Origin of the sequence: Microbacterium sulfonylureivorans (assembly GCF_003999995.1) — a bacterium.
Lineage (GTDB): Bacteria > Actinomycetota > Actinomycetes > Actinomycetales > Microbacteriaceae > Microbacterium > Microbacterium sulfonylureivorans.
The window spans coordinates 569,068-584,467 of sequence record NZ_RJAD01000002.1 but is presented as its reverse complement, the minus strand read 5'-3'; the positions used below and the strand labels follow the sequence as shown (position 1 = coordinate 584,467).

Below are 15,400 nucleotides of genomic sequence, written 5' to 3'. Positions count from 1 at the left end.
TTACGGTGATCGTGCGCAGTCCCGACCAGGGGAGGTACACGATGGCAGTCTTCTCGAGGGGCTTCGGCGCGCGACGCCGCGAGAGCGATCCGCAGCTCCCGCCGGGTCAGTACCTGACGGACGACTTCCCGGTGCTCTCCGCCGGCCCGACGCCGCGCATCGACACCGCCGAGTGGTCGTTCTCCGTCCGAAGCGAATCAGGCGACGACGTGTCGTGGTCCTGGGACGAGTTCCTCGCGCTCGGCCCGGAGGACGTCTCGACCGACATCCACTGTGTCACGCGATGGTCGAAGCTCGGCACCTCGTGGCGGGGGGTGTCCCTCGACGCGGTGTTCGACCACGTCGAGACGGATGCGTCGTTCGCAATGGCCCACTCGTACGGCGGTTACACGACCAACCTCGCGCTCGACGACCTGCTCGGAGGGAAGGCGTGGGTCGCTTTCGAGTTCGACGGCGAGCCGCTCGACCCCGAGCACGGGGGCCCCGCGCGCCTTCTGGTGCCGCATCTGTACTTCTGGAAGAGCGCCAAGTGGGTGCGCGGCCTCACGCTCATGGATCAGGACGAGCCGGGCTTCTGGGAGCAGAACGGCTATAACATGCACGGCGATCCGTGGACCGAGGAGCGGTATTGGTGACCGTCGGCGGGTGGCGGGCCGCGCGCATCGAATCCGTCGAGGATGCGACGCCGAGCGCTCGTGTCCTGCGTCTCGCGGTCCCCGGCTGGCCGGGGAGCGACGCGGGGCAGCATGTCGACATCCGCCTGACCGCAGAGGACGGATACCAGGCCGAGCGGTCCTATTCGCTCGGCTCCTACGGGGACGGCGAGGCGATCGAGCTCGCCGTCGACGAGATCCCCGACGGCGAGGTCTCGCCGTACCTCGTGCGCGACGTGATCCCCGGCGACGAGCTCGAGGTCAAGGGCCCCCTCGGCGGCTACTTCGTCTGGCGCCCCGGGGGAGCCGGCGCTGTGCAGCTCGTCGCCGGCGGTTCGGGGATCGTGCCGCTGATGGCGATGGCGCGTGCCGCGCGGGATGCGGGGGCCGCGGCATCCTTCCGGCTGCTCTACTCCGCGCGTCGAGCCGAAGACGCGATATATCGCGAGGAGCTCGACGGAGCGTCCGGATCCGGGGGAGTGGCGGTGACCTGGGCCTTCACACGGGCGGCGCCGGACGGGTGGACCGGCAGGGTCGGTCGTCTCGATGACCAGGCGATCCGGGCGGCGGTGTGGGATCCGGCGCGCGAGCCGACCGTCTACGTGTGCGGGCCGACGGGGTTCGTGGAGCACGTCGCCGACGCGCTCGTGCGACTCGGGCATCCGCCGCAGAGGATCAAGACCGAACGGTTCGGAGGCGCATGATGCGTGCGGAGAATGCGACGGCAACCGTCGACGGCAATGCCCTGGCGGGGCTGCTGTCCGATGTGTTCGCGGGCGACGCCACGACACTCGTGGGCGTGTGCGGCGGCTGCGGTGCGGCGGCACGGCTCGCCGAGACCGTCGTCGAGCTGGATGAGGCCGGGGCGATCGTGCGCTGCCGCTCGTGCACGCACACGCTCCTCACGGTGCTGCGTGCCGGCGGCGGCATCCGGATCGTTTTCGGCATGCTGCGGGAGCTCTCGCGGGACTGAGCGGATCAGCCGAGCAGCAGCGTGACGCCGATCAGCACAGGCAGGCAGCCCACTGTCGTGAGGAAGACGGTGTCGCGCGAGATCGTCTCGCCGACGTCGTACCGCTGTGAGTAGTTGAACACGTTCTGCGCGGTGGGGAGAGCGGCCAGGACGACCACGATCAGGACGTCCTGCGCGCCGAGTCCGAAGACGAACTCCGCGACGACCCACGCCAGGAGCGGCATCGCGACGAGCTTCAGCGCCGTGGCGAGGATCACGTCACGCCGCCGTCCGGACGGGGCGAGGACGCGCTGGCCCACGAGTGACATGCCGTAACTGATCAGCAGGACCGGTACGCACGCGTTCGCGACCACCACGGCGGGTTCGAGGACGACCGGCGGGAGGTCGAGGCCGGTCACCGATACGAGGGTTCCGAGCACCGAGCCGAGGACGATCGGGTTCGTCGCGGTTCGTGCGATCGAGCGCCACAGCGTCGCGCGACCGAAGGTCACGGCATCCAGGATCGCCATCGTGATCGGTGTGAAGATCAGCAGCTGGAGCAGGATCACCGGTGCGGGATATGCGGCGCTTCCCAGCAGGTACAGCGACAGCGGGATGCCGATGTTGTTGGAGTTGACCTGTCCGGCGCTCAATGCGCCGATGACGGTCTCGCCGACCGAGCGCTTCCACGCGAACCGGGCGATCAGCGTGTAGGCGGCGATGATCGTGACCGCGGTGATCGCCGACACCGGCAGGAGCGCCGAGAACAGCGTGCGGACGTCGGCCTGGGCGAGCACGACGAACAGCAGGAACGGCGACAGCACGAAGAACGTCAGGCGGGCGAGCACCGGGCGACCGTGCTCGCCGAGGAGGTCGATGCGGCCGATGATCCACCCGACGAGGATCGCCACGCCCACGACGACGAACCCGGTGAGCGACTCCCACATGATTCGAGACTAGAGATCTCGGCGGGCTCGGACCGAATCGAGCTCCCGCGGGGCGGCGTTCGTTCCGGTCAGTGGGTCGCGCGCCGCTTGGTCGATGTGAGGAGTGCGCTGCCCAGGAGCGTGACCAGGACGCCGATCGCGAGCAGTCCGGTCACACTGCCCTGGCCTGTCGCAGGGAGGCCGGGCGCCGGGAGCGAGGGGGACGGGGAGGGTTCCGTCGGGAGGAGCATCGTGAAGGAGGCATCCGCGTCGTCGCTGGTGACGGTCGACTGGTCGGGAGCGAGAGCCGAGGCGGTGGCGGTGTTGTCGACGTGACCGGAAGCGACATCCGCGGCCGTCGTGACGTAGGTGGCCGTGCAGGTCACGGTGGCGCCCGGCGCGAGGACGTCGGAGGGGCAGAGGGGAAGCGGCGGCGTGCCGGTGCCGGTGAACGCGGTCTCGGTGATGGTGAGGAAGGTGAGCGTCGCGGTGCCGGAGTTGGTGACCTCGAAGGCGTAGTCGACGCTGCTCCCGGCGCCCGTCACGGTCATCGGGGCGACGGTCTTGATGAGCTCGAGGGCTGTGGTGGGAGCGATCGCGATCGTGACGGTGTCATCGGCCGAGGAGATGCTGACGCCAGAGGGGGGAGTGCCCGTCGCCGCCGCCGTATTGAACAGCGTGTCGGTGGGGGCTCGGGTGGCGGCCGCATAGAGTGCGGGACTGCCGTCGATGTCGTCTTGGGTCGTGGTGTACGTGGCAGTGCAGCTGATGCGGGACCCGGGTGGAAGTGCAGCGGACTCGGCCGCAGGGCACCGGATCGCCGAGAAGGCACCCGTGCCGGTGAAGGTGCCTTCGGCGATGGAGACGTCGCGGATGGTGACATTGCCGCTGTTGGTCACCACGAAGGTGTAGTCGATCGACTGACCGGATGCGGTGACGGTGGCGCGACTCGACGTCTTGTCGATGGCGAGCGCCGGAGCGGCGACGAATGCGATCTGCACCGGCGAGGGCATCGCCGAGGTTCGAGGGCCGACAGGTGGCGCGGCGGTGGCCATGGCGGAATTGGCTATTGAGCCGGAGTCGATATCGGACTGGGTGAGGCTGTAGTCGGCGGTGCAGGTCACGTCGTCGCCCGGCGCGAGGCTTGCTGATCCGGCGGGACAGGCGATCGTCAGTGGTCCGCCCGTGCCGGTGAAGGTGAGCTCTTCGACGGCGATGTCCGTGAGGGTGACATTGCCGGTGTTCACCACGACGAAGCTGTAGCTGACCACCTCGCCGGCGCGGGTGAAGCCACCCGGTCCGGCGGTCTTGACGATCGACAGCGAAGGGACGGCCGCCACGGTGACGACCGCCGTGGAAGGCGCCGATTCGATGTCGTCGTCGGCGGGGCTCACTGCGACGGCGGTCGCGCTGTTCTCCACCGTGCCCTGGTCGACGTCCTGCTGGGTGAGCGGGTAGGTCGCTGTGCAGGTGACGGTGGCTCCGGGGATCAGGGTCGTCGTCGGGCAGGCCGCGAGGGAGACCACCCCGGATCCTGTGAAGAGGGCCGGCTCCTCGGCCACACCGACCTCGGTCAGTGTCACATTCCCGGTGTTGGTGATGAGGAACGAATAGGCGACGAGGTCTCCGGCAGACGTGAAAGGCCCGTCGCTGGCTGACTTCTCGATCGTCAGGGCAGGTGTCGCGGGCGCCGGCGTGGCGACGCTGGACTGGTTCGAAACGACGACTGCGCCGTCAGGGTCGACACCCCTCGCCGTCGCGGCATTGTCGACACCGCCCTGATCGATGTCGGGCTGCTGCAACGTGTACGTGGCAGTGCACACGACTTGGCTGCCGGGCATGAGCACGGGGGCGAAAGCGCAGGTGAATGTGGAGACGGGTCCGACTCCCGTGAACTGGTCCTCGGTCAGGGAGAGGTCCGTGATCGCGACGTTGCCGGTGTTCGTGATCACGAAGGCATAGGAGATGACGGCGCCCAGAACGTAGCCTGGCTCGTCCGAGGGCGTTGCGGATTTCACCAGCGAGAGTGCGGGCTGGAGGGGGATCGCCACGGTGGATGTCGCGGACGGACCGTCCGGAACGGTCGCGGTGTTCTGCAGGACGCCGTCGCCGGCGAGCGTGAGCTCCACGGAGTACGAGACGGTCACGGATGCCCCGGCTGCGAGAGGTCCCGTCCAGCTGAGGGTGCTCGCGGAATATGTCGGTGGCGGTGCGCCTCCTGACGCGGTGGCGTCGCCGTTGTACGCGGCATCATCGAGGATCCCGGCGAGATCGTCCGAGAAGGACGCAGGCTGGGCGACGGTGTACGCCGTGCCGCCGATGTTGCTGAGTGTCACGGCGTAGGTCACGGTGTCGCCCGCCTTGGACGCCGTCGTCGCGGTGGTCGTCTTGTCGATCTGCAGCTGCGGGGGAGCGAAGAAGGTGACGGTGGCGCACACGTCGGGCGGGTCGAGGCCGACGAGCGGAGAGAGGTCGCTAGCGCAGTTCTGGTAGCTCTGCGGAGCTTCGAGGGTCGGTGTGGTCGCGGTCGTGACGTCGACGGTGAACGTGCAGAACGCCATGCCGGTCGTGAGATCGCCCGCCACCGAGATCGTGCTCGCGCCGGACGTGGCGGTGACGCTCCCGTTCGCGCACGTGGATGAGGCGTTGGAGGGGCTCGCCACGACGAGACCGGGTTGGAGTGTATCCGTCGCCGACCACCCCAGCTTCGACGCCAGCTCGTCGGTGTTGGTCACAGTCAAGGTGAGCCTCGACCGACCGCTGATGTCGGGCATCGAGAACGACTTGTCGAGCGAGGGGGTGACGTCGAGGATGCGGATGTCGTCGAACGCCCCGTCATTGCCCGCGCCCGTTCCGGTGAGATTTCGCATCACGATGCCGATCGAGCTCGACGTCGTGACGAACGAGGCGGACGCCGGGAACGAGCCGCCTCGGTATGGCTGAGTGGAGCCGCCGGTGATCGGACCGGTGCTCAGGACCTGTGACCGGGGATCCGAGCACGGATCGATGACGCCGCCGAGGGGCGTCTCGACGGCGGGGGAGCCGCTCCTCACATGGAATTGGAGTCGCGGGTGGTAGCTGTAGCAGTTCGTCGCGGCGGCGTTGACGGAGAACGTGAGATAGCGGGATGGTGTGGCGAGCTGGATCGGTGTCACCGTCTCGAACTCGATAGCGTTGTTTGCGGCGTTGTTGTACGTGTAGGCGGCGTTGATGCTGTTGGTGCCGGCGTCAGCTGAGCCGTTGATGGTGCCGAGCGCATACGCGAGTTTGCGGAGCGAGGCGTATCCGATCGCCTCGTTGCCGCACGAGCCGGGACTCTGCGTATTCGTCGTGGACATGATGAAGCCATTGCAGTTCGGGTACGACGCCCATGCCGGATCGGCCGTGTACGTGCCGCCGACGCTCGAGACGTAGCTGGTCAGCAGGAGCGGGAAACCGCTGTCCGGAGCGTTCTCGAACCCTTCGTCGTACACGACCGTCGGGGGAGCGGGTTCTCCAGGGTCGCCGGGCGCGGCGACGGCCGGTGTCGACGCATCAGGGGGCGCAGGCAGAGCAGTGGCGAGGGCGCCGATCAGCGCGCCCACGACGATCACCGCCCAAGCACGCGTGCGAGGCTGTACCCCCGGGCTCGACGCTGTGCCCATTCCCACCCCCTTCAGGGACCACCGGCGACGGTCTCCCACGAGTATCGGGAATTCTCGCAGGCAGCGGATGCCGCGGCAATCACTCGATCGGGGTGATGAGCGCTTCGCGAGGTCGCGCCCTGTCACCATGGGGAGGTGGAACAGGAACTCTCCGGCGGCAACATGGACCCCGTGATGCGAGTCGACGACACCGTTCGGAGAGTCGCGGGTCCGTGGACGCCGGCTGTGCATGCGTGGCTCGACGCGTGTGAGGCCGCGGGGATCGCCGGAGTGCCCAGAGCGCTCGGAATCGACGAGCGCGGCCGCGAGATCCTCACGTATCTCGACGGCGCCGTGCTCGCGGACGCGGAGCCCGACGTGCGGTGGTCCGAAGGAATCCTCGGAGCGGCCGCCGGCCTGCTCCGGAGCATCCACGACGCGAGCGTGCCGCTGGTCGCCGATACGGGACTGTCGTGGCGATCACCTCGGCACGCGCCCGCCCAGGTGATCTGCCACAACGACTTCGCCACCTACAACCTGATCGTGCGCGCCGGTGCGCTCGTCGGCGTCATCGATTTCGACTTCGCCTCGCCGGGGTCGCGTCTGTGGGACCTCGCATACCTCGCGTATCGGATCGTCCCGTATGCGGAGGATGCTGCGGACAGCGATCAACTCGATCGCGAACGCAGACTGCGGTTGCTCATCGACGCCTACGGCATCTCATTCGCGCCCGACGATGTGCGGGCTGCCGCGGCCGGTCGTCTCGACGAACTCGCGGCGTTTACTCGCGGGCGCGCGAGAGAGACAGCGCGAGTGGACTTCCTCGATCATGCGGCGATGTACGAGCGGGATGCTGCGCGCCTGCGTCATCTCGGACCATTCGGGTAACGCCGATAATGCACATTATGTCAATTCACGGGAAGATGACGCGAGCGGCCGCCCAGGGCTGTCGGGCGCTGGTCCCTCCCCGCGGGTCCAAAGACCCGGTCGCGACGATGTCGCGGCCGTAGCGTGTGAGCGGCTGCCGACCTGGCGCCCTGCGACAGGAGTCGACATGGATACGCTCACCGACCGATATGTCTGGGCGGTTCTCCGGCGTGTTCCGCACGAACGACGCACGACCGTGGACCGGGAACTGAGATCGGAGATGGCGGCGCGGATGGCGGCCAAGGTTGCGGCAGGCACCGAGACGGGAGCTGCGGAGGCGCAGACCGTGGGCGAGTTCGGGGATCCGGATCGAAGAGCCGCAGATGTGTCCGACCGACCCGCGTATCTGATCGGGCCGACGTACTTCTTCGACTACCGCCGCCTGATGATCATCGTGCTCTCTGCAGTCACGCCGAGCGTCTTCGGCGCGCTTCTGCTCGTTCAGGCGATCGCCGGGGCCGATGTGTGGCGCGCTGTGCTGTCGGCCCTGACCGTGGCCATCACGGTCGCCGTGCAGGTCGGTTTCTGGATCACGGTCGCGTTCGCCGTGGTGGAGCGAACCTCCAGGGGCCGTCGGCGCCGGCCGAGTGCGTGGGATCCTTCCGATCTTCCGGAGGTGCCCACGGCGAACGTCGGTCTCGGGGAGACGATCTTCGCGCTGCTGGCCTACCTGCTCTTCATCGGGCTCATCGTGTGGCAGCAGAACATCTGGGTGGTGGAGACGGCCGGCGGTGAGGGCATCCCCGTGCTCGATCCTGCGCTCTGGTCGTTCTGGCTCCCCTGGTTCATCGTGCTGGCGGTGCTGGAGATGGCGTTCGCGCTCGTCCTGTATGCGACGGGACACTGGACGTGGGCCCTCGCGTGGATCAACGTCCTGCTCAATCTCGCGTTCACCGTGCCGGCCGTGGCGCTCATCGCGACGGATCAGGTTCTCAGCGCGCAGTTCCGCGAGGCGTTCGCCGAGGTCGTTCCCGCACTCGAGATCTTCCTCCGGGTCATCCCGTTCATCATCGTGGGCGTCGCGATCCTGGATGTGGTCCAGGGATTCCGGAAGGCATACCGCGCAGTCAGCCCCGCCGTGGGCTCGTAGCCCGGCAGCGACGGAATGAACCCGGATCGGGATGCGGCGCCAGGATCGCGTCGCTCCGCAGGCGTCTGACGGCAGGAATCGGCGCGCGCCAGGTGGCAGACTGCCGGGATGTCCTCATCGGAAGACCTGATCCGTCTCTGGCCGGCCGCCGGCGTCCGCGTGCGCAGCGGAGACCTCGAGCTGCGCTGGATCGACGACGATCTGCTGCTCGAGTTGGCGGAGCTCGCGGCGCGCGGCGTCCACGCGCCCGATGCCATGCCGTTCGAGCACCCGTGGACGCGCGGCACCCCCGATGAGGTAGCCCGCAGCGTCCTCGCCTATCAGTGGAAGATGCGGGCAGAGGTCTCCCCCGCGAAATTCGTGCTCGAGCTCGGGGTGCTCATCGACGGAGAGCCGGTCGGCGTTCAAGGGCTCGTCGCGCACGAGTGGCCCGTGCTCCGGCGCGTGACCACCGGCTCTTGGCTCGGGCTCGCCCATCAGGGGCGCGGGATCGGCCGACGGATGCGTGTGCTGGCGCTGCATCTCGCGTTCGCCGGTCTGGCCGCCCGCGAGGCGGCGACCGGTGCGTTCGCGGACAACCCCGCCTCGAACGGTGTCACGCGGCGCTTGGGGTACGAGGAGAACGGATCGGTGCTGGTCTCCCGCGAGGGCGTGGCCGCGCTCCACCACAACTTCCGGATGACGCGGGAGCAGTGGGGGCGACTGAGAGAGCAGCACGCCACGATCCTCGGCTCCCCCGTCGCCATGGACGGGGTCGACGCGCTTCGGGGCTTCCTCGGCGCGCCGCCGGCCTAGCTCGGAGCTCGGTGCGCCGGGCCTCATCCTTCCGGAACAGCGGAAGCGGGGCGCGCCCTGAGGCTCGCCCCGCTGCGGGTGGTCTGTGCTGCCGTGTGTCAGAGACCTGCCACGTCGTCGGGAGCGCTGGTCGACCGGCGTGTGACCCGCTCGTTGGACGTCGGGTCGACGGCGGTGTGCGTGACCGACTCGGTCCGGCGGCGGCGCGCCATCAGGACGATCCCGACGAGGAAGATCACCAGTCCGGCGCCCATCAGGATGTAGCCGATCATGTCGAGGTTCACCCACTCGACCTCCACGTTCACGGCGAACGCCAGGATGGCGCCGATGGCGAACAGTGCGATTCCTGCTCCGATGCTCATGCGAGGTTCCTTTCCGGGGGCACGGCGATCGGCCCTCCCCTGTTCTCGGGGCGCGGTGTCCCCGAGAGAACACCCTCTCGCACCGCCCGTGGCTCAGGCAGGGGGTTGACAAGGGTCGGATGCCTCGGCAAGGCCGCGCCGAGGCATCCGATGTTTGTACTGTTGCTCTCATCCCGACCTGGAAGGAGCCTCGTGACCTCTCGTGGCCTTGCCGTCTCACCGGCCGTGCAGTCCGCTGTCGAAGACGGGCGCCCGGTGCTGGCGCTGGAGTCGACGATCTTCACCCACGGCCTCCCCCGCCCTCGCAACGTCGAGGTCGCCCTCGATGCGGAGGAACGCGTGCGGTCCCTGGGCGTGACGCCGGCGACGATCGGCATCGTCGACGGGCGGCCGACCGTGGGGCTGACCGAGGCGGAGATCGAGCGGCTCTCGAACGCCGACGGCGTGGTGAAGGCCAGCCTTCGCGACGTCGCTGTCATCGCGTCCAAGGGTCTCAGCGCGGGAACGACGGTGGCGGCGACGGGCTACCTCGCCCATCGCGCCGGGGTGCGGGTGTTCTCGACAGGCGGTCTGGGCGGGGTGCATCGCGATGCGCAGCAGACCTTCGACGAGAGCGCGGACCTCGGCACCCTCGCGTCCCTCCCCTTGATCGTGGTCAGCGCCGGTGTGAAGTCGATCCTCGACATCCCGCTCACGCTCGAGCGACTCGAGACGCTCAACCTCGCGGTGATCGGGTATCGCACGACGGACTACCCGGGCTTCTACATCGCCGACTCGGGCCACGACATCGACTACTCGGTAGACTCCCCCGCCGACATCGCCGGCATCGCGTCCGTGCGCGACGAGCTCGGGATCTGTTCGACGATCCTCGTCGCCAATCCCGTGCCCGCCGACCGTCAGCTCGACCCCGCGCTCCACGACGACGTGCTCACCCGCGCACTCGCCGCCGCCGCGGCGGCGGGCATCGCCGGCCACGACACGACCCCGTTCCTCCTCGACTTCATGCAGCGCGAGACCGGCGGCCGCAGCCTCGACGTCAACGTCGAGGTGTACCGCGGGAACGTCGAGCTGGGTGCCCGGATCGCCCTCGCCGTCGCCGGCGGCGACCGATGATCATCGTCATCGGCGACCTCGTCGCAGACCTCATCGTGCTCGGAGGCTCGTCGCTCGAGCGGGGCACCGACAACCCGGCCGAGGTGCGGATCACCCGCGGCGGCAGCGCCGCCAACGTGGCGGTGGCGGCCGCGCCGCGGCATCCGGCGCGCTTCATCGGCCGGGTCGGCGACGACACGATCGGACGCGCCCTCGTCGCCGAGCTCGAAGCAGCAGGGGTCGACGTCCGCGTGCAGCGCGGCGGACGCACGGGCGCGATCGTCGTGCTCGTCGACGCTGTCGGAGAGCGCACGATGATCACCGACCGGGGGGCATCCGCCGAGCTGGGGGCCATCGACCCGTCCTGGCTGGACGGCGCCCGATGGGTGCACCTCCCGCTGTACGGCTTCGCGGCGCCCGCCTCGCGGGATGCGCTGACGGATGCCGCGGCCACCGCGGTCCGTTCCGGAGCGCGGATCAGCCTCGACCTGTCGAGCGTCGCGACGCTGCGCGAACTCGGGGGCGATGTGCTGCAGCGGATCGTGCGGACCGTCTCGCCGGCCGTGGTGTTCGCCAACGAGGACGAGTCCCGCACGGCCGAGGAGCTCGGACTCGACCTCGGCGACGCGGTGTCGGTCGTCAAGCGCGGCGGCGACCCGGTGCTCGTCTCGCACGACGGCGAGCGGTTCGACGTGGCGGTCGAACGCGTCGACGACGTCCTCGACTCCACAGGAGCCGGCGATGCGTTCGCCGCCGGATACATCGCTCATGCGCTGTCCGGTGCCGGCCCGCGCGAGAGCGCCCGCGCGGGCAGCGTCCTTGCGATGGGCGCGCTGCGCCGGGCGGGCGCTCTCTGACGCGATCAGGCGGGCTGCATCGACTCGAGCACGTCTTCGATGTCGTCGATGAACGCGTTGTAGCCGGCGATCGTGGCCGCGACCTGCTCGTCGCTGAAGTCGGAGCGGTCCTGACTGATCGTGAGCTCCGTCCCGCCGTCCACCTCGACGAGATCGAACAGGACGGGGAGACCGACGTCGTCGCCGGGCTGGTCGGTGAGCGTCATCGCCAGGTGCGACGGCGGCTCGACGACCTGGTACTCCCCCGCCCAGTCGATCCGGTTGCCGTCGGGCAGGTGCATCACGGCACGGAAGGCGCCACCCGGTCGGACGTCCATGGTCAGGGACTCCTGCGGAACCTCGACGGCGGCCGTGCCGAACCACACCGCGAAATGCTCGGGCCTGGTGATCGCCTCGAAGACGAGCTCGCGCGGTGCGCGGAGGGTGCGGGTGATCGTGAAGTAGTCAGCCATGGGGATTCTCCTTGTCGGTGAGGTCGTGCGTGGGTGAGAGCTGCTGAAGGGCGTTGAGGTACTGATCGAGGGCGTCGACGCTGTCCTCCCAGAAGTGGGCGTAGTCCTCGATCCAGCGGGATGCCGAGGCCAGCGGTCGCGCGTCGAGTCGCGCCGGCCGGTATTGCGCGTCCTTGCCGCGGGTGACCAGCCCCGCTCCCTCGAGCACGCGGAGGTGCTTCGAGACAGCGGCGAACGTCATGTCGAACGGTGCCGCCAGCTCGCCGACCGTCGCCTCTCCCCCACTGAGCCGCGTGAGGATCGCGCGGCGCGTGGGGTCGGCGAGGGCCGAGAATGTGCGACTGAGCTGATCGGTCATTGCGGCTCACCTCCTGTGTTCAACTGATCGGTACAGTACCAAGTGGTTGAATACGTGTCAAGGATGTCGGGATCGCCGATACGGTGTGGCCATGGCACGCGTCATCTTCCACACCGCCACCACGCTCAACGGCTATCTCGCCGACGACGAGGACTCGCTCGCCTGGCTCTTCGCCGTGCCCGGCGCCGATCAGGCCGAGAACGACTTCGGCCGTTTCCTCGACGGCGTGGGCGCGCTGATCATGGGATCGACGACATACGAATGGGTCGTCGATCACGAGAAGCTGCTCGACAGTCCGGAGAAGTGGTTCTATTCGGGCAAGGCGTCGTTCGTGATGAGCTCGCGCGAGCTGCCCGTCGTCGCCGGAGCCGACATCCGCTTCCGCACCGGAGACGTCTCCGCCCTCTGGACGGAGCTCGTGGCGGCGGCCGGAGATCGAGACATCTGGATCGTCGGCGGCGGAGACCTCGTCGGGCAGTTCGCCGATGCCGGCCTCCTCGATGAGATCCGCGTATCGATCGCCCCCGTCACTCTCGTGTCGGGTCGCCCGCTGCTCCCCCGCCGACTGGAGTCAGACCGCCTGACCCTGGAGTCGGTGGGGCGCGCCGGGCAGTTCGCCGAACTCGTCTACTCGGTGCGGAAGCCCGAATGAGCGACCGCTGGCGCGGTGTCGTCGCCGCCCTCCTCAATCCCGATCTGCGCGCTGTGCTGGCCGAAGTGATCGCGGCGGACGAGCTGAGCGACGCACGCCGTGCGCGGGCGCTCGCGCGACTCGTCGAGTCCGGGCTCGTGCGCGAGGGCGAAGACGGGCCCGAGTTCGACGAAGCGTCGGTGCGGGGCATCCTCGCGGCCGATCCGCCGGCGAAGAAGTCCGGACCGGCTCGATTCCTCGACGGGTCGGGCCGCATCGACCGGTATCCGGTGCAGGATGCCGACCGGCTGGAGCTCCTGCGCTGGGTCGCCGCGCGGGCGTTCGAGCCCGGCGAAGTCCTGAGCGAGCGTGCGACGAACGAGCGGCTCGGACGCTTCGCCGATGATGTCGCCGGATTGCGTCGCGCTCTCGTCGACGCGGAGCTTCTCGAGCGCACGAGGTCGGGGTCTGCGTACGCGCTCGTCGAATCAGCTGACTGACGGACCCACTTCGAACCACTCGCCGTGCTTCGGCTCGCGCCCGTCTCCGGATGACGTGCCGGTCAGGCGGCGCTGGATCCACGGTCCGACGTGCTCGCGGTAGTAGGCCGTGCCCCGTGCGACCGCAGGGGGAAGCGGGGGCAGGGACCACCACGCCGCCGGCGGCTCCTGGCCGAGCGCCGTCAGCACCCGTGCGGCGACCCGGTGGTGGCCGCGTGCGTTCATGTGCAGCCGGTCCTCCGACCAGTACGGCGGGCTCGACAGCTCCTTGTCCGGCCAGTTGAAGGCCCGCACGATGTCGGTGCGGTCGGCGAACTTCGAGGAAACCGCCGCCGAGAGCAGATCGCCTCGTCGCTGGATCACCCGACTGAGCGGCAGCTGCGCAGAGGGATTCGCCCCGGACAGGAGGATGAGGGTCACACCCTCCTCATCGCATCGATTCAGCACGTGCGTGAAGGCGTCGACCACTCGCGACACGCTCGTGCGCGGCCGGAGCATGTCGTTGCCTCCGCCGTTGAAGGAGAGATGGGTCGGCTGCAGCGCCAGAGCCGGTTCGAGCTGCTGCTCGACGATCGGCTGGACGAGCTTGCCGCGGATGGCGAAGTTCGCGTATTCGACGGGCTGGGCCGAGGCATCCGCCCAGCCTTGTGCCACAAGATCCGCCCAGCCGCGCACGCGACCGTCGGGGAGTTCGTCGCCGACGCCCTCGGTGAACGAGTCGCCGATGGCGACATACCTCACGGCTGCCATCGTCCCAGCCTAAGCGCGGCGGGCCACCCCGTATGCGCGGCCCCACCTCGATGCGGGAGGTGTCAGCGGTCGTCGAGTGCCATCCCCCGCTTGTCGACGAGTCCCCAGGCCGCTGCGGCGGCCACCACGAAGAAGGCGGCGAACACGACGAACAGCGTCGGGGCGCCGCCGAGGGCGAGCAGCACCGGTACCAGGAGCGGGGCGATGATCGACGCGATGCGTCCCGCTCCGGCGGCCCAGCCCGATCCGGTGGCGCGCAGCGACGTGGGGTACATCTCCGGCGTGACCGCGTACAGCGCGCCCCACGCGCCCAGGTTGAAGAACGACAGTGCCATGCCGGCCGCGATGACCCCCGCTTCGCTGCCCACGGTTCCGAACGCCACGGCGGATGCAGCGGATCCGACGAGGAAGACCGACAGGGTGAGGCGCCGGCCCCACACCTCGATCAGCCATGCAGCTGTTGCGTACCCGGGAAGCTGCGCGAGGGTGATGATGAGCGTGAACCCGAACGAGCGGACCAGGTCGTACCCCTGGGCGACGAGGATCGACGGGATCCAGATGAACGCTCCGTAGTAGGAGAAGTTGACGCAGAACCACACGAGCCAGAGGCACGCCGTGCGCAGCCGGAACTCGTGCGACCACAGCACGGCGAGCCGCGACCCGACGGTGGACGACGCCGCCGGCTGCATGTCGACGTCGATCGCGACAGGGTCGGATGCCGCGCTCCCGGCCGACTCCTCGAAGGAGCGCACGACCGTCCCGGCCTCTTCGTGCCGGCCGCGACGCTCCAGCCAGCGCGCGGATTCGGGCAGACCCCACCGAACGAAGAGGGCGTACGCGGCGGGGATCGCGCCGAGCGCGAACGCCCAGCGCCACCCCGCGTCCGACGTCGGGATGACGAAGTAGCCGATGAGTGCCGCGGCGGTCCAGCCGACGGCCCAGAAGGCCTCGAGGATCACGATGAGGCGACCGCGGATCCGCGCGGGTGCGAACTCGCTCACATACGTCGAGGCCACCGGCAGTTCGGCGCCGAGCCCGAGGCCGACGAAGAACCGCAGCACCAGCAGGGCGACGACCCCGCCGACGAGGGCACTGGCCCCGGTCGCGACGCCGTACACCAGCAGGGTCAGCGCGAAGACGGATCGCCGTCCGAACCTGTCGGCGAGCAGGCCGCCCACGCTCGCACCGATCGCCATGCCGACGAACCCGATCGACGCGATCCAGGCCGTCTCGTAGGGCTGCAGCTCCCACTGCGCCGCGAGGGCCGCGATCACGAACGAGATCAGCCCCACGTCCATCGCGTCCAGAGCCCAGCCGAGGCCGGAGCCGGTCAGCACCCGCACGTGCATGCGGGTGAACGGCAGCCGGTCGAGGCGCTCCGAGAGCGTCGCGGCCGCGCGGGTGTCGGCATCCGTCATAGCGTCATGGTACG

17 protein-coding genes are annotated in these 15,400 nt (G+C 69.2%); 10 read left to right on the top strand and 7 right to left on the bottom strand.

From position 1 onward, the window contains the following. Positions 1-41: 41 nt before the first annotated feature. From EER34_RS12300 to EER34_RS12290, 3 genes are read left to right on the top strand one after another with little or no spacing between them, the layout of a single operon-like run. Positions 42-635: a sulfite oxidase-like oxidoreductase gene (locus tag EER34_RS12300; RefSeq protein WP_127475212.1), complete on the top strand. Its 594-nt coding sequence runs from the start codon at positions 42-44 to the stop codon at positions 633-635. Further along, positions 632-1,357 (top strand): FAD-binding oxidoreductase, encoded by a 726-nt coding sequence (locus tag EER34_RS12295; protein ID WP_127475210.1) that lies wholly within the window; start codon positions 632-634, stop codon positions 1,355-1,357. Before EER34_RS12300 ends, EER34_RS12295 begins: the two co-directional genes overlap by 4 nt. Next, a complete protein-coding gene (locus EER34_RS12290) occupies positions 1,357-1,626 on the top strand; it encodes a DUF6510 family protein (protein WP_127475208.1) in 270 nt (89 codons plus the stop codon). Before EER34_RS12295 ends, EER34_RS12290 begins: the two co-directional genes overlap by 1 nt. A gap of 5 nt (positions 1,627-1,631) precedes the next feature. Here the strand turns inward: EER34_RS12290 and EER34_RS12285 are convergent, their stop codons facing one another. Beyond that, entirely contained in the window at positions 1,632-2,552 is a 921-nt protein-coding gene (locus EER34_RS12285) for an AEC family transporter (RefSeq protein WP_127475206.1), read from the bottom strand. Positions 2,553-2,620: 68 nt separating this feature from the next. Continuing rightward, positions 2,621-6,175, bottom strand: coding sequence for a DUF7507 domain-containing protein (locus EER34_RS12280; protein ID WP_164743549.1), 3,555 nt, complete (start codon positions 6,173-6,175; stop codon positions 2,621-2,623). A gap of 135 nt (positions 6,176-6,310) precedes the next feature. On the opposite strand from EER34_RS12280, the gene EER34_RS12275 reads away from it, so the two are divergent. The 3 genes from EER34_RS12275 to EER34_RS12265 all read left to right on the top strand — a co-directional run bounded on the left by EER34_RS12275 (position 6,311) and on the right by EER34_RS12265 (position 8,966). After that, a complete protein-coding gene (locus EER34_RS12275) occupies positions 6,311-7,042 on the top strand; it encodes a phosphotransferase (RefSeq protein WP_127475203.1) in 732 nt (243 codons plus the stop codon). Positions 7,043-7,313: 271 nt separating this feature from the next. Continuing rightward, entirely contained in the window at positions 7,314-8,171 is an 858-nt protein-coding gene (locus EER34_RS12270) for a hypothetical protein (RefSeq protein WP_164743548.1), read from the top strand. Between the two features lie 108 nt (positions 8,172-8,279). Continuing rightward, positions 8,280-8,966 (top strand): GNAT family N-acetyltransferase, encoded by a 687-nt coding sequence (locus tag EER34_RS12265; RefSeq protein WP_127475200.1) that lies wholly within the window; start codon positions 8,280-8,282, stop codon positions 8,964-8,966. Positions 8,967-9,064: 98 nt separating this feature from the next. Here EER34_RS12265 and EER34_RS12260 read toward each other — a convergent pair whose 3' ends face one another. Next, positions 9,065-9,328 (bottom strand): DUF6458 family protein, encoded by a 264-nt coding sequence (locus EER34_RS12260; RefSeq protein WP_127475198.1) that lies wholly within the window; start codon positions 9,326-9,328, stop codon positions 9,065-9,067. 192 nt (positions 9,329-9,520) lie between these two features. Between EER34_RS12260 and EER34_RS12255 the strand changes: the two genes are divergently transcribed. Both EER34_RS12255 and EER34_RS12250 read left to right on the top strand, forming a co-directional pair. Continuing rightward, entirely contained in the window at positions 9,521-10,441 is a 921-nt protein-coding gene (locus EER34_RS12255; protein WP_240642306.1) for a pseudouridine-5'-phosphate glycosidase, read from the top strand. Further along, positions 10,438-11,277: a carbohydrate kinase family protein gene (locus EER34_RS12250; protein ID WP_127475195.1), complete on the top strand. Its 840-nt coding sequence runs from the start codon at positions 10,438-10,440 to the stop codon at positions 11,275-11,277. The genes EER34_RS12255 and EER34_RS12250 overlap by 4 nt, the downstream gene beginning before the upstream one ends. A gap of 5 nt (positions 11,278-11,282) precedes the next feature. Here the strand turns inward: EER34_RS12250 and EER34_RS12245 are convergent, their stop codons facing one another. Together EER34_RS12245 and EER34_RS12240 are read right to left on the bottom strand one after the other, a co-directional pair. After that, on the bottom strand, positions 11,283-11,729 hold the full coding sequence (locus EER34_RS12245) for an SRPBCC family protein (RefSeq protein WP_127475193.1): 447 nt from the start codon (positions 11,727-11,729) through the stop codon (positions 11,283-11,285). Then, on the bottom strand, positions 11,722-12,087 hold the full coding sequence (locus EER34_RS12240) for an ArsR/SmtB family transcription factor (protein ID WP_127475191.1): 366 nt from the start codon (positions 12,085-12,087) through the stop codon (positions 11,722-11,724). Before EER34_RS12240 ends, EER34_RS12245 begins: the two co-directional genes overlap by 8 nt. 91 nt (positions 12,088-12,178) lie before the next feature. On the opposite strand from EER34_RS12240, the gene EER34_RS12235 reads away from it, so the two are divergent. Then, a complete protein-coding gene (locus EER34_RS12235; protein ID WP_127475189.1) occupies positions 12,179-12,739 on the top strand; it encodes a dihydrofolate reductase family protein in 561 nt (186 codons plus the stop codon). Continuing rightward, positions 12,736-13,218, top strand: coding sequence for a DUF2087 domain-containing protein (locus EER34_RS12230; RefSeq protein WP_127475187.1), 483 nt, complete (start codon positions 12,736-12,738; stop codon positions 13,216-13,218). Before EER34_RS12235 ends, EER34_RS12230 begins: the two co-directional genes overlap by 4 nt. On the opposite strand, the gene EER34_RS12225 is transcribed toward EER34_RS12230, so the two are convergent. Together EER34_RS12225 and EER34_RS12220 are read right to left on the bottom strand one after the other, a co-directional pair. Continuing rightward, on the bottom strand, positions 13,207-13,968 hold the full coding sequence (locus EER34_RS12225; protein WP_205791582.1) for an SGNH/GDSL hydrolase family protein: 762 nt from the start codon (positions 13,966-13,968) through the stop codon (positions 13,207-13,209). The two genes, EER34_RS12230 and EER34_RS12225, sit on opposite strands and share 12 nt — an antisense overlap. A 62-nt stretch (positions 13,969-14,030) precedes the next feature. After that, entirely contained in the window at positions 14,031-15,386 is a 1,356-nt protein-coding gene (locus EER34_RS12220; protein WP_127475185.1) for an MFS transporter, read from the bottom strand. Positions 15,387-15,400: the final 14 nt, after the last annotated feature.